This is a genomic window from Nocardia sp. NPDC052254 (assembly GCF_040679495.1).
Classification (GTDB): domain Bacteria; phylum Actinomycetota; class Actinomycetes; order Mycobacteriales; family Mycobacteriaceae; genus Nocardia.
In genome coordinates this window covers 13,732-32,739 of the sequence record NZ_JBFAUW010000016.1, presented here as the reverse complement: position 1 = coordinate 32,739, position 19,008 = coordinate 13,732, and the positions used below count along the sequence as shown (strand labels likewise).

The following is a 19,008-nucleotide window of genomic DNA, read 5'->3' as shown; positions in this document are numbered from 1 at the left end:
CGGTCCTTCCGCGTCGACTGGTTGAGCTCACGGAGTCGGTAACGCGACAGGTCGAGCAAACCACCGGTAATCCCGAGATGTCCGGATTGTGGTCGGTGTGTCCGGGTTCGTCTTCCGTCGAGGGGAAGGGTCCGTGCGGGAGGTATCGCAACGTATGTATAGTTGGCCTCAGCAACTAGTTGTAGATGCTAATCAAATGTCGCGGGGAGAAGGAAACTCGATCATGGTCGTTGATGCCCGTGATCCCCGTGTGAGCACGCGGGCCGAAGGCGGTAGCTTGCGAAACCACGCAGGCCCTGGCGAGCACGGAATCGAACACAACGCCGGCGTAGCGGAACAGGATGTGGCCGATCGACTCGGTGCACAGCTGGTCCGGCTGATGCGGGCGATCGGCAGAACCAAATCGCAGATAGCCAAGTACGGTCCGGACGGTCTGGAGCGGCTGGCCTATGCGGTGCTGTTCTGTCTGGTGCACGACGGTCCGCAGCGCACGGGGAAGCTGGCGGACACACTGCATGCCGAGACCTCGACCATCAGCAGACAGACCAGGTCGCTGGTGGCGCACGGTCTGGTGGAACGCCGGGCCGACCCCGTGGACGGGCGCGCCTGTGTGCTGGCGCCCACCGCCGAAGGTGTGCGGGTTTTCGAGGAGAACCGCCGAAACCGCAACCGCTGGCTGGCCGAGGTGATGGCAGATTGGCCCGAACCGGAACGGGCGCGACTGACCGATCTCCTCGAGCTGCTCGTCAGCGGCATCGAAAAATCCACTGCTCCAGCCGATTCGAATTAGGGCCAGGTACATGACGACTGCGACCACGCAGGCTCCGGCGGCACCGCCGGGCCCCGTTGCGACGGATAGGAGTCCCTATCTGTCGCATCGGCAGATTTTGACGATTTTGTCCGGTTTGTTGCTGGGGATGTTCTTGGCGGCGCTGGATCAGAATATTGTGAGTGTGGCGATTGTTCGGATCGCCAATGATTTGCATGGTTTCGATCAGCAGGCGTGGGCGACGACGGCGTATTTGATTACGGCGACGATTTCGACGCCGTTGTATGGCAAGTTGGCCGATATTTATGGTCGTAAGCCGTTTTATTTGGCGGCTATCGGTATCTTCGTGGTGGGTTCGGCGGCGTGTACGTTCGCGACGTCGATGTATGAGTTGGCTGGGTTCCGTGCGTTCCAGGGGTTGGGCGCCGGTGGCCTGATGTCGCTGGCCATGACCATCGTCGGCGATATCGTCCCGCCGCGTGAGAGGGCTCGCTACCAGGGCTATTTCATGATGGTGTTCGGCACCTCGACGGTGCTCGGCCCGGTGCTCGGTGGCCTGTTCTCCGATTACGACGTCCTGTGGGGTATCGACGGCTGGCGCTGGGTGTTCCTGGTGAACGTGCCGATCGGCGTGATCGCGCTGGCGGTCGTCGCGAAGGTGCTCAACGTTCCGCATCAGCGGCAGAAACTCAATGTCGACTGGTGGGGCGCCATCGCTCTGGCGATCTGTGTGGTGCCGTTGCTGATCGTGGCCGAACAGGGCCGCAGCTGGGGCTGGGGATCCGGCGATTCGGTGATCTGCTACATCATCGGCGGGCTCGGCCTGCTGCTGTTCATCGGTGTGGAATACCTGATGAAGGACTCCGCGCTGATCCCGCTGCGGCTGTTCAAGAACTCCACCTTCTCGGTGGTGATGATCGGTGGCTTCATCGTCGGTATCGCGATGTTCGGCGCGATCAGCATGGTGCCGCTGTATCTGCAGGTGGTGCGCGGTTATTCGCCCACCGAGGCGGGTCTGCTGATGCTGCCGCTGGTGCTGGGCATCATGATCGGCTCGTTGATCTCGGGTCAGGTCGTCAAGCGCACCGGCCGCTACAAGATCCTGCCGGTGGTCGGCACCTTCCTCGTCACCGTGGGCGCGCTGTTGTACGCACAGCTGCATTTCGACAGTGCCATGTGGCAGGTGCTGTCCATCGGTGCGCTGGTCGGCCTGGGGCTGGGCTGCTGTATGCAGACCCTGATCATCGCCGCCCAGAATGCCGGTCCCCGTTCGGACATGGGTGTGTCGACCGCGTCGGCGACCTTCTTCCGGCAGGTCGGCGGAACGCTGGGTGTGGCGGTGTTCCTGACGATTCTGTTCAACCTGTTGCCGCACAAGATCACCGACGCCTTCGGCGGCCATCTGCCGCCCGGACTGGACGGCGGCAAGCTGAACCAGCTGCAGGCCAACACCGCGGGAATCGCCTCGCTGCCACAGCAGATCAAGGATCCGATCCTGATCGGCTTCACCAACTCGATGCACGGCGTGTTCTACGCCGCGGCAGGCGTGGCCCTGCTGGCCTGCATCGTCATGCTGTTCATGAAAGAGATTCCGCTGCAGGATGCTTCGGCCCCCGCGCCGGCGCCGAAGGATCCGATCGAGGCGGCCGAGGCCGAGTGGGCCGAGGATCAGGTCTGGGAGGGGGCCGCGCAGGCGATCTCCGAGCCCGAACCGGTTCTGGCCGCTGCGGCGGCCGGTCGCCATGCCGCGGTCAACGGTCATGAACCACATCGAATTGCGGAGGTCTCGGCAATGACCAATTCCCCTGTCGTCAATTCCCACGGCAGCGGCCACGCCATCGGCGGGCAGGTGCAGCGGGCCGACGGGCGGCCGGTTTCCGGCGCCGCGCTGACGCTGATCGACCAACGCGGACATCAGGTTTCGCGGGCCACCGGCGACGGCAGCGGGAATTACTCGATCGAGCCGCCCGGGTCGGGCAACTACGTGCTGATCGTGTCGGCCAACGGACATCAGCCGGCTGCGGTCAACGTCACCGCGGACGGGCGTACCCAGCGCCTGGATCTGACGCTGCAGGGCTCCGGCGAACTGTCGGGTGTGGTGCGGACGGCCGGTGCGGGTCATCCGGTGGCCGGTGCCACGGTCACCCTGACCGATCTCCGTGGTGAGGTGGTCGGCGCGGCGGTCACCAGCGCCGGCGGTGACTACACCTGCCACGGCGTCGTCTCGGGTACCTACACTCTGGTCGCGGTGGCCGAACACATGCGGCCGGCCGCGACGGCGCTGGTCGTCCCCGACAGCGGCCTGCTCCGGCACGACATCGAGCTGAGCTCGCTGGCGATGCTCACCGGAACCGTGCTCGCCGACGGCGGCGTGGTGCCGGATGCGCAGGTGACGGTGCTGGACCGGTCCGGAAACGCGGTCGGTACCGCCCGCACCGACGAGAACGGCCGCTATGAGCTGACCGATCTCACCGAGGGTGAGTACACCGTGGTCGCCCGCGGCTACCCGCCGGTGACCAGCGGGATCCGGGTCGGCGGTGGCGAACTCGAGCACGATGTGCGGCTGGGCTACGACGCGACGGAGGCCACGGAGCACGAGGGTCACGACGTCGGCGGCGTCGCGGCGAATGGTGAACGGAACGGGGTCCGGCACAATGGTGTCGAGCCCAGTGGGATCGATCAGAACACGGAGTTGTCATGAGTGAGCTTTCGAGCGAATCAATGGCACAGCGCGCCCCGCGCATGCTGGAGCCGAGCGCTGGCGAGGCGCAGGCATGAGCGGTCTGACCGCACAGATTCGCAATCACGATGGCTGGCCCGTACCGGGTGCGCTGCTGACCGTGACCGATCTGAACGGTCGCCAGCTCGCCCGTGCGGCGGCCGATGAGACCGGGGCGGCGGCGACCGAGTCGCTGCCCGCGGGCATGCACACCGCGGTGGTGACCGCGCCCGGCTACCAGCCGGTCGCGCAGATCGCTCGCATATCCGCCTCCGGGACCGGGCAATTGGGTGCGGTGTCGCTGCAGCCGGAGGCCAACTCCGTCGGTACGCCCGCGCCTGGGATCTGGACCATCGATCCGGTGCATTCGAATGTCGTGGCCACCGCCCGACATCTCGGAATCGCCAGTATCAAGGCTCGGTTCCCGGAGGTCAGCGGCCGCCTGGAGGTGGCCCGGACCTTCGAGCAGACAAAGGGTTTCGCGGAAATCAAGGCGGCCGCCATCGATACCGGTATCGGTATGCGCGACGACCACCTGCGCTCGGCGGAATTCCTCGATGTCGAGCACTACCCGCTGATCGGATTCACCGGTGCGGGACTGCGCCGCACGGGTGCCGACACCTGGGTGATGGCGGGGCAGCTGGAGCTGCACGGACAGAGCCGTTCGGTGGAACTCGATCTCACCTACGGTGGCTCCGGCCCCGATCCCTGGGGCGGGGTCCGTGCGGCCTTCCATGCCGAAACCCTGTTGCACCGCAACGATTTCGCGATCGACTACAACGCCATGGTCCGGGCCGGCGTGGCCGCCATCGGCACCACGGTGAAGATCGATCTGGACATCGAACTGGTGCAGGGAGATTCGCTGCCGCAGATGTGATCTGCGGCCGGCGGATCAGCTCGCGTGCCGCTCCGGGATGACCCAGATGCGCGCGAGCGCCGGAAGCTCCATGGTGTCGGCGGCCGGATCGACCTCCGGTGTGTGGGCCGCGTTGCCGTCGGGGTACCAGCGGCTCACGCCCGCAAGAGGATTCGCCGAATTCAGCGAATCGAGGTATAGCTCGGTGGTGTCGTATAGCTCGGTGGTGTCGGAGAACGGATCGACCACCATCGCGTGCCGCCCGGCCGGTGCGGTGCGCGCCGGAATGCGGAGTCGGTCGATGAAGTCGTCGACGGAGCTGTATCCGGCCTCGTAGATCTCGGCCAGCAATCGTTCGGCGGGAGACGGGGCGGGAGAGCGGCGCATACTGTCCCTCGATCTATCGGTGTTTCACAATAGGTGCCTGTCCGGGGGCGATGGGGGCTGTCGGGGACGCAGCCCCCATCTGACCTGATGTTGCGACAGCGGGACGCTGTGGGCATGGCAACCCGCTCTGCAAGCCCCGAGCTATCGGGACGGTTCGAGAGTATGCCAACTCGGAGCAACCGCACGGCATTTCGGCGGAAACTTCACCGATTCGCAGATGTGCCGTTCGGCTCGCCGCGACGTACCAGTCGGTCGTATTGGATTGCCCACCATACCTGCGCACCGGTATGGGCCTGGCGCAGATCGCACCCGGTCAGTTCCTCGAAACGGCCGATCCGATAGCGAACCGTATTGGGATGCACGATCAGTCGCTGTGCGGTGGCCTCGATGCGCATCCCGGTGTCGAGATAATCGGTGACGGTGTCGATCAACACCGCCGCGGAGGTCCCGGTGCCCAGTGGAGACAGATAGCGGCGGACCAGTTCGGCGCCGAGCTCGGGATCGGCGGCGACGCCGGGAAGTAAACCCAGCTCGTCGAATTCGCAGGTCCCGATCCGGCCCAGTGCCGTGGCGGTGGCCAGGGCACGACCGGCCAGCCGGAACGAGTGCGCGGCCGCGCCGAGCGGGTTCGGCGGTCCGAAGGCCAGCAGTGCCGCACCGGGAATCCGGATCGCGCGGTCGGTGAAACCGGCGTAGTCCCCGTCGATGACGGTGCGGAAGGCGTGGTCCGCGCCGAGCGGCCGCAGCAGCCGATCGAATTCCGCCGGTGGCGCGGCATCCGCGTGCGCCCGGAATGCCAGGTAGTCACCATCGGCGCGCAGTCCGTAACGCTGGATGCCCAGGCGCAGTTCGGTGGCCGAGAGGGTTCCGGTGAGAACACCGTGGGTGAATTCGGCCCGCTGGACGCGATCGTGGTCGGCCCGGTCGCGTGCGACCTCGTGATGAGCATCGGAGAACAAGGCCGCCGCATCATCGACCAGCGCCAGCAGATCTCGGGTGATCTCCAGTAACACGGCATCGTCGGCGCCGCATTCGGCGGCCACGGCGGTGAGAGTCTCCAGATGTAATCGCTCGGCCAGTCGCCAGGCCCGCAGCAGCGCCTCCATCGACACCGCTTGGCCGGCCCGGATACGGCCGTAATCGGTCAGTTCGGCCGATTCGGGTGCGGGGTCGGCCGCCGTGCCGGCCAGAACCGCGAACACCCGGTCCAGGATGGCCGTCGTGGTGGGCAGCAGATCGGCGGCGGTGATGGCGCGATAGTCGGCAATCTCGGCACGGGCGCGCGCCACGATCCGGGCCGCCAGCTCGTCACGTTCGGCGTGCATACGCAGGAGCAGTCGTCGCCGCGCGGACATCGTCGACGTATTCGCCGCGTGCGGGGCTTGCGGTGACTCTGCGGTGGGCGGCTCGCTCATGACATGGCCGAGGATACGGCGGTGGTTTGGAGAAACCAACAAAACCTCGGTGACCGACTTCGGCGCCGAATCCATGGTCAGCGGGCCGATCACCGATCACACTCGACTCTGTTCGCCGATGGTGGTCGCCGTCACATCGGCGACACCGTCCCGACCGGCGTACAGAAGGATTCGCATGTATCTCACCCAAGGTTTGCACCGGGCCGTTCAACAGAACCCGAACGGGATCATGACGATCTGCGCTGATCGGGTCCGGACGTTCGCCGAGGGCGCCGACCGGGTGGCGCGGCTGGCCTCGGGTCTGCGGGAACTGGGGGTCGGTGACGGGGATCGGGTGGCGATTCTGGCGCTCAACAGCGATCGCTATCTGGAGTATCTGCTCGCGGTGCCGTGGGCCGGAGGTGCGGTCAATCCGGTGAACATTCGCTGGAGCCCGGCCGAGATCGCCTACTCGCTGGTGGACTCCGACACCGCGGTGCTGCTGGTCGACGATGCCTTCGCGCCGATGGTCCCGGCCCTGCGCGCCGCGGCGCCGGTGCTGCGGACCGTGGTGCACTGCGGTGACGGCCCGGCCCCCGAGGGCACGGTGTCCTACGAGGAGCTGATCTCCGGCTCCGAACCGATCGAGGATGTGCGCCGCGGCGGTGACGCACCGGCCGGAATCTTCTACACCGGTGGAACCACCGGACATCCCAAGGGCGTCGTACTCAGCCACGCCAGTCTGCAGGTATCGGCACTGGGCAGTCTGTCCACCGGATATCTCGCAGCGCCGGGCGCGATCTATCTGCATGCGGCACCGATGTTCCATCTGGCCGATCTCGCCGGCTGTGTCACCCAGATCCTGATGGGTGGTGCGCAGGTGATGGTCCCCGCCTTCGAACCGGTGGCGGTGATGAATGCGATTGCCGCACACGGTGTCACCGATACCCTGCTGGTGCCGGTGATGGTGCAGGCGATCGTCGATCACCCGCGGGTCGGGGACTTCGATCTGTCCAGTGTGCGCGGCATCATCTACGGGGCCTCACCGATCGCGCAGGCGGTACTCGAGCGCGCCATCCGCGCCTTCCCGCAGGCACGCTTCGCACAGGCGTACGGCATGACCGAATTGTCGCCGGTGGCAACGCTGCTCAGCCCCGACGACCATCTGGCCGGCCGGCTGCGCTCGGCGGGCCGGGCGGCGCCGCACGCCGAGGTACGCGTCGCCGATGCCGAGGACAACGAGGTGCCGCGCGGTACGGTCGGTGAGATCCTGGTGCGCGGTGCGCACGTGATGCTCGGCTACTGGAACCGCCCGGAGGAGACCGCCGCGGCACTGCGCGGTGGCTGGATGCACACCGGCGACGGCGGTTACATGGACGACGAGGGGTATGTGTACATCGTCGACCGGATGAAGGACATGATCGTCAGCGGCGGAGAGAACGTGTATTCCGCCGAGGTGGAGAATGCCGTCTCCGCCCATCCCGCCGTCGCCGCCTGCGCGGTGATCGGTGTGCCGGACGAGGAGTGGGGCGAGCGGGTGCACGCGGTGATCGTCTGCCATCCGGGCGCCACGGTGACCGCCGAGGAGATCCGCGGCCATGCCAAGGAGCTGATCGCCGGGTACAAGGCGCCGCGCACCATCGAGGTGGTCGACGCCCTGCCCGTCTCCGGCGCCGGGAAGATCCTCAAACGTGAACTACGCAAACAGTATTGGGGTGATTCGGCGCGTCAGGTGCACTGACCGTGATCACAGCAGCGGAGTCAGATACGGCAGCGCTTCGACCGGATGTGCGGCGGTGATCGCGGTGTCGGCGGCGCGGAATGTCCACTCGTCACCGCGGCGGAAGATCCCGGCGATCAGGCCGGTCTCGCCGCGGGTGGACAGGTCGTGGTCGGCGAGTGCGGTGCCGACGGCATCGACGATCCGGCAGCGCGGATGGTCGACGTCGGCGAAAGTCTGTCCGCTGTAACAGGTTACGAGCACCGCGACCGTGTCCACCTCGGGCCGGATCCGGCTCAGGTCGAGGGTGATGATCTCGTCGTCGCCCTCGTCCTCGCCGTTGACACTGTCGCCGAGCAGCCGCACCGCGCCGTCGGCGGAGATGAGCTGCTGGTGATAGACCACCTCCACCGCGTCGGCGCCGCGGAGCAGGACCGCCGCCAGATTGAGGTCCACCGCCGCCCGGCGCGCGCCGTACCAGCGCCTGCCGTGTGCGGGATCCCAGCTCAGCCCCACCCGCGCGAACTCGAGTGCGGTGTTCGGCTCGGTTCGTCCCTGCTCGGCCATCGGCCTCCACCTTCGCTTCGCGGTTCCCGCCGCGTCCGGCGGAGTCACCGTATTGTCCCACCGGTTCGATGGAACCGGGCGGTGTGCGAAAGAGCGTGCCGAACAGGATATTTCAGCCGATGGGGCGATCGGTGGGGAGATTGACGAAACTGGGTGCGTTCGGATCCAGTTGCAGATGCTGGGGTTTGAGCTCGGAATCGTTGAGCATCGGCCGAAACGGCATGGACTTCGGCGCGTCGGAGGCGAACAGATCGATGCGCAGCCGATGCCCGATCTGCAGGCGTGCCTGGGTCGGGGTCACCGCGATGTCGAGGGCCACGGGTTGTCCGGGAGTGACGGTCTCGCGCGAGGCCGCGGTGATCGGATGGAACGGAATGGTGTAGTCGCCGTTGGCGGATCGGGCGCTGCGGGCCTCGTCGATCGACCGCATGGACACGGTGAGCTGACCGGTGGTCAGTGTCGTGGACGTGCCGTCCGGCGCGACATCGTTGACCGTCGCGCTCCAGAACCCGTCGGTGGCGTCGTGCACCGACCGCAGATGGATGTCGATGGGCCCGGAGATCGCGGTGGGGGCGGTGACCGGCGCGCTGGTGAAGGTGATCGCGTCGTGTTCGGCGATGCGCGAATCCTTGGAGCAGGCATCGAGTATCGCGCCCGAACCCGCCGTTCCCTGGGCGGTGTCGCGGGAGCACACCGTCGCCAGCCCAGGTGCGACGGTCAGCGAGTCGAGGACGGTCGGTGGCGCCGCGCTCAGCGATCCGTCGTGCGCGCTGCCCGCGCCGGTACCGCTGGGCGCCGCGGTCAGGTAGACGCGGCGATGTGTGGTGCCCGGCTGCGGGTACTCCGGCATGGTCACCCAGCCGCCGCCCTGTTCCTTCAGCACGATCGGGCCGTAGCGGTCGACGCCGTTGTCGATGTCCTTGAGCCACTTGTCGAACCAGGCCCGCTGAAGTACCTCGAGTCGCGGCGGCGCACCCGGCATGCCGGTTCCGGCGCCGGGATTGGCGTGATAGGTATCGCCCACCACGAGCTGCTTGCGCCCGGGCGCCAGCGGAATGGCCTGGTAGATCTTGGTCGCGCTGTCGGCGAAGATGTCGTGCCAGCCGCCGTAGACGAAGGTGGGAACGGTCACCCGTTCCGGATGTCCGGTGATGGCCTGCCGGAACGCGCTCTGATCGTCGAGGGCGTTGGACAGTGCCGGCGGCATGTGGTCCAGCGACGGTGTGAGCAACGCCGCGGCCAGCAGATCGACATTGGTGGCCGGATCGGCCATGCGTGCGCCGAGCCACTTCCAGTCGAAGGTGCCGGTGAGCATCGCCTTCAGATCGGGAATCAGTTTGAGCTGGTTGACCGTATTGAGCCACATGGGCAGGAAGGTGGTTCCGACGCCGCCGCCGGGGGCGACCACATCGCGCATCAGATCGCTGCCGGGGACCACGGGGAAGATCGCCTTCAATGCCGCGGGCGCGTCCTCGGCCACCTGCAGCTGGTTGATGGCGGCGTAGGAGCCACCGCTCATCGCCACTGTGCCGTTCGAAAATGGCTGTGCCGCAGACCAATCGATCAGCTCACGGGTATCGAGCTGCTCCCGGTCGCTGAGCGTCTCCCACTGTCCCTGCGACTGTCCGGTGCCGCGGACGTCGGCCACCACGAGGGTGTAGCCGCTGCGGATCAGATTGCGGTCCAGGCCGAGAACGGTGGGAACGGTGCCGCCGTCGAGGGCATGCAGTAGATCGCCGAAGCTGCTGATCGGGGTACCGGACAGATTGACCTGCTTGACCAATGCCATGACCAGCGGTTGCAGTGCGGGGTTCTCGACCGCGGACCCGACCAGATCGGTCATGAGTTTGGTGTAGGGGGTCAGATTCACGATTGTCGGCAGTGGCTGGGTGACCACCGCGCCGGTGATGTCGACCGGGCGGTAGACATTCGCCTTCAGCACGATGCCGTCACTCATCCGGATCGGCACGTCCGCGTCCAGGTGAACGTCCGGGAACTGTTGGGGACCGTCGTGGACGGCGGTCCATTGTTCCTCCTGCCCGGCCAGATTCGGCTCACCGGAATGCGGGAGACCGCCGAACAGCGCGGTCGCGGTGGCGGAAATCCCCACTGTCACAACGGCAATCAGGGTTCGTACGGGCACGATGGATTTACGCGATCGCAGCTGCCCGGACATCATGCCCCTTCTCGGTCGATTTCTCGCGCACGGCTGGCCGGTCACCGACGATAGCAATCGGCTACCGGTAAATCCGGTAGCCGGGCCGTGGTGTCGTCCGCGAGATCGACCGCTATCCGAGCAGGACGGGGAACTCCGCCAGATCGTTCTGGGTCAGCACCGGGAGATTGCGGATCTGTTCCGCCGGTACTCCGAGCGACAGGTCCGGGAATCGCTCGAACAGCGCGGGCAGTGCGATCGAGGCTTCGAGCCGGGCCAGGGCGGCGCCGGGGCAGATGTGCGGGCCGTGTCCGAAACTGATGTGGCGCTTGGCCGTCGGCCGGGTGATGTCGAAGGTGTCGGCATCCGGACCGTGCACCGTGGTGTCCCGGCCGATGGTCCGATAGGACATGACCACGCCCGAACCCTCCTCGATGACGGTATCGCCGACGGTGATGTCCTCGGTGGCGAAGCGCATCAGGAGGTGGGTGACCGGGCCGTCCCAGCGCAGCGCCTCCTCGATCGCCACCTCCCAGTCCACCTGTCCGGACCGCACGAGTTCGAACTGTTCGGGGTGGGCGAGCAGGGCCCGCACCGTGGTGAGGATCAGGGACACCGTGGTCTCGTGGCCAGCGGCGACCAGGGCCTGGAGATTTCCGACGACCTCGGCCTCGGTGAGCCGCTCACCACCGTCGGTGGCGAGGATCAGCGCGCTGGTCAGGTCGTCGGCGGGGGTCGTGGTCCTGGTGCGCACCATCTCGGTGAAGTACTCGCCCATTCGCTCGATCACGGCCAAGCGCTCGTCCTGCGGGGTCAGCAGGGAGAAGAACTTCTTGTACCAGTCGAGCAGCATCGGCTGATCGGCCGGGTCGACGCCCATGAGCTCGCTGATCACCCGCATCGGCAGGGGATAGGCGAAGACGGACTTCAGATCGACGGGGCCGGTGTCGGCCGCGGTGGTCAGATCGTCGAGCAGGCCGGCGACGGTGGACTCGATGAACGGCCGGATCCCGTCGAGCCGGCGTGCGGTCAGTGCCTGGGTGGTCTTGATGCGCAGGCGGCGGTGTTCGGGCCCGTCGACGGTGAACATCGAGACACCGACATCGATCATGCCGATCAGCGGCCACTGCCGGGTGACGACGCCGTGGCGCCACAGCGACCAGGAACTGATGTCCTTGACCAGCCGCGGATCGATCAGCAACTGGCGCGCCAGGGTGTGCCCGGTGACGGTCCAGGCCGGGATGCCCAGCAGTTCGATCCGGGTCAGTTCGCCGGCCTCGCGCAACCGGCCGGTCTCGCCGGCGAGATCGCCGACCAGGGGATCTATCACCAGCGGTGCGGCATCATGTGGGCACGTCGGGTTCACGGGGTACCTCCCACGGTACGAACGGGTGTGAAGGTGACCGGTAGCGCCGTCATCCCACGCAGGAACGGCGACGGCCGCCGGGTCAGTTCGGTGGCGGCGACCGCGAGATCGAGATCGGGCAGCCGGTCCAGCAGGACCTCGATGCCGGTGCGCGCGATGATCTCGGCGATCTGCTGCGCGGGAAACGGGCAGCGGTATTCGCCGTAGCTGAACGCGAAGTGTGCGCTGTTGCCGCTGTGCGCGGGGGCCAGGGAATCGGAGAAGTCCTGGCGCACATGGGGATCGGCGTTGGCTCCGGCCAAGCCGAGTAGCAGCATGTCGCCGCGGCGGATGGTCTTGTCGCCCAGCCGGGTGTCGCGTGCCGCCCAGCGGCCGGCCAGGATCTGGGTGGGGGTGTCCTCCCACAGCACCTCGTTCATGGCCTGGCCGACGCTGTGGCGGCCGCCGCCCAGCGCCGCGGCGAAACGATCGTCGGTCAGCATCAGCCGCACCGAATTGCCCAGCCAGTCACTGGTCGGCAGATGGCCCGCCGCGGTGACGGCCATCAGATCCTGCGCGTACTCCTCATCGCTGAACCGCTGTGCCGAGCGCAGCATCCGGGAGGTGAGATCGTCGTCCGGCCGGATCTTCTTCATCGCCACCAGCCGCTGCATGTGCTCGGTGAATCGGGCGTGGGCTCGCTGCGCTTCGGTGCCACCGTCGGCCAGGGTCTTCATCGTCCAGGCCAGATCCGCGCCCTGATCGTCGGGGAAACCGATCACCCACGCCAGCGCCAGTACCGGCAGGGGTTCGGCGTATTCGGCGATCAGTTCGGCGCGACCGCGACCGCAGAAGCCGTCGATCAGCCGATCCGCCAAATTCTCACAGGCATTGCGCAATCGGAAGGGATCGACCTGTTCGAGCGCGGGCTCCACCATGGCCAGATGGCGCAGGTGCTCGGCACCGGCGGTGAAGTAGATGGATGGCATGGGGCGCCCGACCATCGGCAGCAGTGGCCAGTCCTCGGGAATGTTGGGCCATTGATTCCAGCGCGCCACATCGCGCGGGAACAGCTCCGGATCGCTGGTCACCTGATGGACCTCGCGGTAGCCGATGACCAGCCACGCCGGAATGCCACCGGCCAGTTCCACCGCCACCACCGGACCGTGGGTGCTGCGCATCTCCCGGTACAGCTGCTGCGGCTCGGTGTGAAAACGCGGTCCGCTCAACGGAATCGCGTCGAGCGGTGCTACCGGACAGCCTCCGGTGGCGGGGAACGGCGTGGTCATCGAGTGGACTCCGGGGTGGGTGTGGTGCGCGGGGCGGTGGTGTACAGGTGTTCGACGAGGGCGATGAGGACACGTTTGCCCGAATCTCGGGAGCGGGCGTCGCACGCGATCAGGGGCACATCCGAATCCAGGTCCAAGGCGCCGCGCACCTGCACGTCGTCGTGCCGGGCCGGTCCGAATGCGTTGCACGCCACCACGAACGGCGTCTGCTGATGTTCGAGCCGATCGATCGCGTACCAGGAATCGGTGATCCGCGCCGGATCGACCAGCACGATCGCGCCGAGCGCGCCGGTGAACAGCCGGTCCCACAGGAACCAGAACCGTTCCTGTCCGGGCGCGCCGAACAGGTACAGCACATGTTCGGCGTCGATGGTGATGCGGCCGAAATCGAAGGCCACCGTGGTGGTGGTCTTCGCCGGGGCGCCGGCCGGATTGTCGATCCCGACGCCCAGCGAGGTCATCGTCGCCTCGGTGTCCAGCGGCCGGATCTCGCTGACCGCCCGAACCATCGTGGTCTTGCCGACGCCGAATCCCCCGACGATGACGACCTTGAGGCCGTGCCGGGCGGTGGCGGCCAGCGGCAGTTGCGCGCGGGCGGGACGATCGCCGAGGCGATGATCAGAGGTTGCGGAGTCCAACGAGTACCTTCTCCAGGATTGCGGTGTCGGGCAGCGAATTCCACGGTTCCCAGTCCGGGCCGGAATGCGGGTGGCGCACCGTGATCTTGCCCGCGGCCTGTAGATCGCCCAGCAACACCATGGTGATACCGACCGGAAGTCGCAGCTCGGCGGCGATCTCCACCACCGCGGTCGGCGCCCGGCAGATACCGAGGATCGCGACCTGCTCGGATCGCATCCCGGGCGCCGGCTCCGATTCGGCCACAACGAGAGTCACCAGATCGAAGGCGTCGGTATCGGGCTGGCTGCGGCCGCCGGTGAGGGTGTAGAGCCGGTCCGGTGTGTCGTCACGCCCCGGCCGCCTGGTCATCGCGGACGCCTCACGGCCGTGGAGTGCGGGGTGCCGCGGACAGGTGTTCGCCGAGTTGCTCGACCAGTTCGCTCATATTGTGGCCGACCAGGCCCGCGTCCGCCTCCGCCTCGGCGACCACGGCGATGTGCGCGCCCATCCCGGCCTCGACGATGAACAGGATGCCGCCGTAGAACTCGGTCATCGACTGCCGGACACCGCTGCGGCCATCGCCGAATTCGACCGAGGCGCCGTGCGAAAGGCTCTGGATACCGGCCGAAATCGCGGCCAGGTGATCGGCCTTGTCCGTCGAGAGCTCCGGCGTATGGCAGATCTTGAGGCCGTCGCTGGACAGCAGCAGCGCGTGCCGGGTGCGCGGGGTGCGGGACAGCAGCTGGTCCAGCAGCCAATCCAGATGTGCCGGTACGGAAGTGGTCATCGATCGTTCTCCATGGCAATCGGAGGGGCGGGTGGTTCCGGCACCGAGACCGCTCGCTGAAAGGCACCCAGGGCCGATGGGCGGGCCGGCGGGTAGGTGGAACGCTCGGCGGTCGCGGGGTGCAGACCATCGGGGTGGACGGCGGCGAAGGTGCTGCCGCGCCGCCGCTTCGGAAGCGGATCGGCCGATGACAGCGGTGGTACCGCTGCCACGTCGGCGGGTTCGGCCGCCGTGACGAGTTCGGGCGGTTCGGTCGTGGCGCCGACCGGCGGGCCGAACGGATTTCCGGTGGACGGGGCCGCGGTGGCCGGTGGCTGTGCGGCGGGCGGTGGTTCCGGCGCCGCCGTCGGGCCGGGGGAGCGGTCCAGGCGAGTGGTGAGATCGCGCGGGACCACCACGACCACGGCGGTACCGCCGATGGCCGAGGGCCGGTACGACACGGTCAGTGTGTGCTTGCGGGCCAGATTGCCGACCACCGAGAGCCCGAGCCGGGTGCCGGTGAGGGAGGACAGATCGGCGTGGTCGCCGCGGCCGGCCGGCCGGCCCGACACCACCTGTTCGGCCCGGCGCAGGGCCGAATCGCTCATCACCAGACCGCTGTCCTCGACGGTGACGACCACGCCGGCCGGTACCTCGGCGGCGTAGACGTGAACCTCGGTGGTCGGTGGGGAGAAGTTGCAGGCATTGTCGATCAGCTCGGCGAGCGTGTGCATCACACCTTCGGCGGCGTGTCCCGCGATCGCGATCTCGGCGATGGCACGCAGCCGGACGCGTCGATAGCCCGCGACCCGGCCCATCGCGCCACGCAGAATCGATTCCATGGCAATGGGTTTGGCCCAGCGCCGGCCCGACCGCGCACCGCTGAGCACCGCGATGCTGTCGGCGAGCCGACCGGCCTGGGCGGTGCGGTGATCCAGGGCCAGCAGATCGGCCAGTACCGACGGATCGCCGTGCCGGTGCTCCATCTCGCGCAGTTCGGCCAGCATCGAGGTGGTCATCGCCTGCATCCGCCCGGCGGCACCGGCGAAGGCCGCCATCGCGGCCACTCGGCGGCCCTCACTGCTGGTGGAATCGCGACCCGCGGCGGCCGCGACGTCATGGGCGGCGCTGAGGCGGGCATTGCTCTCGGCGAGTTGGGCGGCCGCGGTGCGCTCGGCGTTCTCGGCCGCTTCGTGACAGCGAATCAGCTGGTCACGCAGGTGTGCGGCGAGGCCGGTGGCGACCGCGAGGGTGAGTGCCGCCGCCCCGGCAGCGGCGGCGAGCAGAACTCGCTCGGTACCGGGGACCAATCGCAGGACAGCGGTGCAGGCCGCGATTCCGGCCAGTACGCAGATCAGGGCCGGAAGGATGGCGGCGGGGACGCGTCGGGAGTGCCGGGGCCGGTCCACGGGGTGGGGTGCGGGCTGCTGCGAAGTCGCTGAACGGTTCACGATGGGTACTTCCGAATCCCTGTCCACCTGTGCGGAGACAGCACAGTTGCCCCCAACCTTCCGCTGTGTACGGATTTACTCGAATATGCGTACTGCCATACGATTTCGAAATTCGAAGACGAGCATAACGCCGTCTTCGGGGGCGCGCTACTCGACAGTGTGCCCTCTGATTCGATGGCTTCACAATGCAAGATTGCATTCGCTTTTTCGAATTCTGCATACCGGCAGCAACCCGCCGCTGTCGGGGAAATGTCCTGGTGGTCAACGTATTCGACGAATCGTCGGTGTTCCGGAGCTGAATTTCCGATTCCAATCACGATCCGGAAACAGTGCGGCGCAGGGTATTTCGGGGAATCCAGTGAACAGTGTTCATTTCACCTCTGAACGGCACTTTTGTCTTCTGGTCAAGTGTCCGGTGAGTGGGAGTGCGCACCGGGCCGGAACCCGTTTCGGTTACCGTCGCGAGATGGCCGCAGAACCGAACGAGAACATCGATCCGCACCGCTACGGGCCCTGGGCCGTGATCGCCGGCGGTTCGGAAGGGGTGGGCGCCGAATTCGCCGCCGGGCTCGCCGCCGCGGGCATCGGTGTCGTCCTGCTGGCGCGACGTGAAGGTCCGCTCACCGAAACCGCCGAGCGGATCCGCGCCCTCGGCGGCCAGGTCCGGACGCTGGCGGTCGACCTCACCGCCGCCGACGCGGCCGAGCGGGTCGCCGCCGCCACGGCCGATATCGAGGTCGGACTCTTGATCTACAACGCCGGGGCCAACACCCACAGCGCGGAATTCCTCGACGGCGATCTCGACGGCTTCGCCACCATGAACGCGCTGAACGTCACCGCGCCGCTGGCCCTGGTCCATCATTTCGGCCGCGGCATGCGCGAGCGGGGGCGCGGCGGCATCATCCTCGTCGGGTCGCTCACCGGATACTGCGGCTCGGCCCGGCACACCGTCTACGGCGGGTCCAAGGCGTATCTGCGGATCTTCGCCGAGAGCCTGTGGCTGGAACTGCGCGAGCACGGGGTCGACGTCCTGCACCTGGTCCTCGGTGTCACCCGCACCCCGGCCATGGCGCGGGTGGGCCTGAACTTCGACATCCCTGGCATGCTGGTGGCCGAACCGGCCGATGTGGCGCGTGAGGGGCTGGCCAATCTGGCGAACGGGCCGGTGTTCGTCACCGGTGGAAATGCCGAGACGGCCGCGCGCAGCAGCGGAGAAGATCGCGCCGCGATCGTGCTGGGCGGGCATCGCCGGATGCAGAAGCTGATCGGATCGCAGGCGGACCGGTCGTGAGCCCGGCGCCGCGGCTGGCGCTGTCCTCGCCGATCGTGGTGCAGTTTCCGGGGCAGTGCTCGCCATGGGAGGCGGCGGCCGGAATCGAGGACCTCGCGCTCATCGCCGAAACCGCCGACCGGCTCGGGTTCGACCATCTGACGTGCAGCGAACATACGGCGGTTCCGGCCGAAGCGGCGCAGGTGCGCGGGGCGACCTATTGGGATCCGATCGCCACCCTGTCGTATCTGGCCGCGCGCACGACCCGGATCCGGCTGGCCACCTCGGTGCTGGTGCTGCCGTATCACCATCCGCTCGAGATCGCCAAGCGCTACGGGACGCTGGACCGGATCAGCGGTGGCCGGGTGGTGCTCGGCGTCGGGGTCGGTTCGCTCACCGAGGAATTCGAGCTGCTGGATGCGCCGTGGGCCGGCCGCGGGGACCGTGCCGACGATGCGATCGAGGCATTGCGCGCATCCTTCTCGATGCGCGAACCCGCTTATGCCGGAACGCATTACAACTTCTCGGGCATGGTCGTCGAACCGCACGGACTGCAGCCCCGGGTGCCGATCTGGGTCGGCGGGCGCACCATGCGCTCGTTGCGGCGTGCCGTTCGTGCCGGTGACGGCTGGATGCCGTTCGGGATCCGCACGGCGGATCTGAAAATTATGCTGGCCCAAGTGGATTCGCCGCCGGATTTCGAGGTGGTGTTGCCCACCGGTGCGCTGGATCCGCTGGGCGAGCCGGAGCGAGTGGTGCGCCGGTTGTCGGCGCTGGCCGGCGCCGGTGCCACCCTGGCCGGATGTACGGTCGTCGCGGAATCGGCCGCGCACTACTGTGAACAGCTCGCCGCACTGGTGGAGCTGTCGGGTCGGTCGGCGCGCGACGGCGCCGACGAGCGAACAGGAGAGTGATGTGACAGCCGAGGAGATCACCGAGGTGCTGCGCCGCCTGCGGCGGGTCGAGGACGAACTGGCGATCATGCGGCTGATCGCGACGTACGGCCCGCTGGTGGACTCCGGCGAGGCCGATGCCACCGCCGAATTATGGTGCGCCGACGGTGAATACGAGGTCGAGGGCTGGCAGATGCGCGGCCGTGAGCAGGTGCGCGCGATGGTGAACTCGCCGTCGCATCAGGGCCTGATCGCGGGCGGCTCCGCGCATTTCCAGGGACCGGCCCGCATCGATGTCGACGGTGACACGGCACTGGCGGTCTTCGAATCCCTGCTCGTTCATCGCGAGGGAGACGGTTACCAGGTGCTGCGAGCCAGTGTGCACCGCTTGGAGCTGCGCCGCGAAGCCGATGACTGGCGGGTGGCACGGCGCACCGGCCGCCTCCTGGACGGTGGTCCGCAGGCGCGTGAGCTGCTGTCGACCTTCGCGCGGGCGCCGCGAGACCGGGTGGTGCGCTGAGGTCCGGCGGTCCCGCTCAGGCCCGGCGGAACCACCGCCGCTTCGACCGGCGACGATAGACGACGGCCGTGATCCTCGGGCCCAGGGACTCGGTGACGTAGAAGTAGTCCCCGCCGATTTCGGCGGCGCGTCGAGCGACCTCGGCGACGGAGCTGTGGACATCTCCGGCGCCGAATCGGCTCAACGTCATCTCGACCTCTCCCACCCGGTCGAATCCGCTGGAAGGGGGGATGTCGAGTTCCTGTGCCCGAGCGATCACGATTCCAATGTCTGCCGCGATGTCGCGGCA

Annotated in this window: 18 protein-coding genes; 7 read left to right on the top strand and 11 right to left on the bottom strand. The window is 67.5% G+C overall.

All coding sequences use genetic code 11. The features are described from left to right. The first annotated feature begins 343 nt into the window (after positions 1–343). The 3 genes from AB0L57_RS28320 to AB0L57_RS28310 all read left to right on the top strand — a co-directional run bounded on the left by AB0L57_RS28320 (position 344) and on the right by AB0L57_RS28310 (position 4,365). A complete protein-coding gene (locus AB0L57_RS28320) occupies positions 344–790 on the top strand; it encodes a MarR family transcriptional regulator (RefSeq protein ID WP_364968382.1) in 447 nt (148 codons plus the stop codon). A gap of 10 nt (positions 791–800) precedes the next feature. Then, positions 801–3,470, top strand: coding sequence for an MFS transporter (locus tag AB0L57_RS28315; RefSeq protein ID WP_364968380.1), 2,670 nt, complete (start codon positions 801–803; stop codon positions 3,468–3,470). 73 nt (positions 3,471–3,543) lie between these two features. After that, a complete protein-coding gene (locus tag AB0L57_RS28310) occupies positions 3,544–4,365 on the top strand; it encodes a YceI family protein (protein ID WP_364968377.1) in 822 nt (273 codons plus the stop codon). A 15-nt stretch (positions 4,366–4,380) separates the two neighbouring features. Here the strand turns inward: AB0L57_RS28310 and AB0L57_RS28305 are convergent, their stop codons facing one another. Beyond that, positions 4,381–4,731 (bottom strand): hypothetical protein, encoded by a 351-nt coding sequence (locus AB0L57_RS28305; protein ID WP_364968374.1) that lies wholly within the window; start codon positions 4,729–4,731, stop codon positions 4,381–4,383. Positions 4,732–4,934: 203 nt separating this feature from the next. Continuing rightward, positions 4,935–6,146, bottom strand: coding sequence for a helix-turn-helix domain-containing protein (locus AB0L57_RS28300; protein ID WP_364968372.1), 1,212 nt, complete (start codon positions 6,144–6,146; stop codon positions 4,935–4,937). A gap of 175 nt (positions 6,147–6,321) precedes the next feature. Between AB0L57_RS28300 and AB0L57_RS28295 the strand changes: the two genes are divergently transcribed. Continuing rightward, positions 6,322–7,866, top strand: a complete 1,545-nt coding sequence (locus AB0L57_RS28295) for a long-chain-fatty-acid--CoA ligase (protein ID WP_364968369.1) — start codon at positions 6,322–6,324, stop codon at positions 7,864–7,866. 6 nt (positions 7,867–7,872) lie between these two features. On the opposite strand, the gene AB0L57_RS28290 is transcribed toward AB0L57_RS28295, so the two are convergent. From AB0L57_RS28290 to AB0L57_RS28255, 8 genes are all read right to left on the bottom strand, one after another. Continuing rightward, complete coding sequence (locus AB0L57_RS28290) at positions 7,873–8,412, bottom strand: TerD family protein (RefSeq protein ID WP_364968366.1); 540 nt, start codon at positions 8,410–8,412, stop codon at positions 7,873–7,875. A gap of 112 nt (positions 8,413–8,524) precedes the next feature. Next, on the bottom strand, positions 8,525–10,522 hold the full coding sequence (locus AB0L57_RS28285) for a CocE/NonD family hydrolase (RefSeq protein WP_364968364.1): 1,998 nt from the start codon (positions 10,520–10,522) through the stop codon (positions 8,525–8,527). Between the two features lie 178 nt (positions 10,523–10,700). After that, entirely contained in the window at positions 10,701–11,897 is a 1,197-nt protein-coding gene (locus AB0L57_RS28280; RefSeq protein ID WP_364968362.1) for a cytochrome P450, read from the bottom strand. A gap of 32 nt (positions 11,898–11,929) precedes the next feature. Then, entirely contained in the window at positions 11,930–13,201 is a 1,272-nt protein-coding gene (locus AB0L57_RS28275) for a cytochrome P450 (RefSeq protein ID WP_364968359.1), read from the bottom strand. After that, positions 13,198–13,779 carry an ATP/GTP-binding protein gene (locus AB0L57_RS28270; protein ID WP_364968615.1) on the bottom strand — a complete coding sequence of 194 codons (582 nt, stop codon included), beginning with the start codon at positions 13,777–13,779 and terminating at the stop codon, positions 13,198–13,200. The genes AB0L57_RS28275 and AB0L57_RS28270 overlap by 4 nt, the downstream gene beginning before the upstream one ends. A 40-nt stretch (positions 13,780–13,819) precedes the next feature. Then, positions 13,820–14,188, bottom strand: coding sequence for a DUF742 domain-containing protein (locus tag AB0L57_RS28265; RefSeq protein WP_364968357.1), 369 nt, complete (start codon positions 14,186–14,188; stop codon positions 13,820–13,822). A 10-nt stretch (positions 14,189–14,198) separates the two neighbouring features. After that, on the bottom strand, positions 14,199–14,606 hold the full coding sequence (locus AB0L57_RS28260; protein ID WP_364968355.1) for a roadblock/LC7 domain-containing protein: 408 nt from the start codon (positions 14,604–14,606) through the stop codon (positions 14,199–14,201). Beyond that, the gene (locus AB0L57_RS28255) at positions 14,603–16,036 is read right to left on the bottom strand and encodes an ATP-binding protein (RefSeq protein ID WP_364968353.1); all 1,434 of its coding nucleotides are present in this window, start codon (positions 16,034–16,036) and stop codon (positions 14,603–14,605) included. The genes AB0L57_RS28260 and AB0L57_RS28255 overlap by 4 nt, the downstream gene beginning before the upstream one ends. Before the next feature lie 466 nt (positions 16,037–16,502). Between AB0L57_RS28255 and AB0L57_RS28250 the strand changes: the two genes are divergently transcribed. From AB0L57_RS28250 to AB0L57_RS28240, 3 genes are read left to right on the top strand one after another with little or no spacing between them, the layout of a single operon-like run. Beyond that, positions 16,503–17,327: an SDR family NAD(P)-dependent oxidoreductase gene (locus AB0L57_RS28250; RefSeq protein WP_364968351.1), complete on the top strand. Its 825-nt coding sequence runs from the start codon at positions 16,503–16,505 to the stop codon at positions 17,325–17,327. Then, positions 17,324–18,220, top strand: coding sequence for a TIGR03619 family F420-dependent LLM class oxidoreductase (locus AB0L57_RS28245; RefSeq protein WP_364968349.1), 897 nt, complete (start codon positions 17,324–17,326; stop codon positions 18,218–18,220). The genes AB0L57_RS28250 and AB0L57_RS28245 overlap by 4 nt, the downstream gene beginning before the upstream one ends. Position 18,221: 1 nt before the next feature. Next, a complete protein-coding gene (locus tag AB0L57_RS28240; protein ID WP_364968347.1) occupies positions 18,222–18,719 on the top strand; it encodes a nuclear transport factor 2 family protein in 498 nt (165 codons plus the stop codon). Between the two features lie 16 nt (positions 18,720–18,735). Here AB0L57_RS28240 and AB0L57_RS28235 read toward each other — a convergent pair whose 3' ends face one another. Then, on the bottom strand, positions 18,736–18,978 hold the full coding sequence (locus AB0L57_RS28235) for a DUF1471 domain-containing protein (RefSeq protein ID WP_364968344.1): 243 nt from the start codon (positions 18,976–18,978) through the stop codon (positions 18,736–18,738). Positions 18,979–19,008 lie beyond the last annotated feature (30 nt).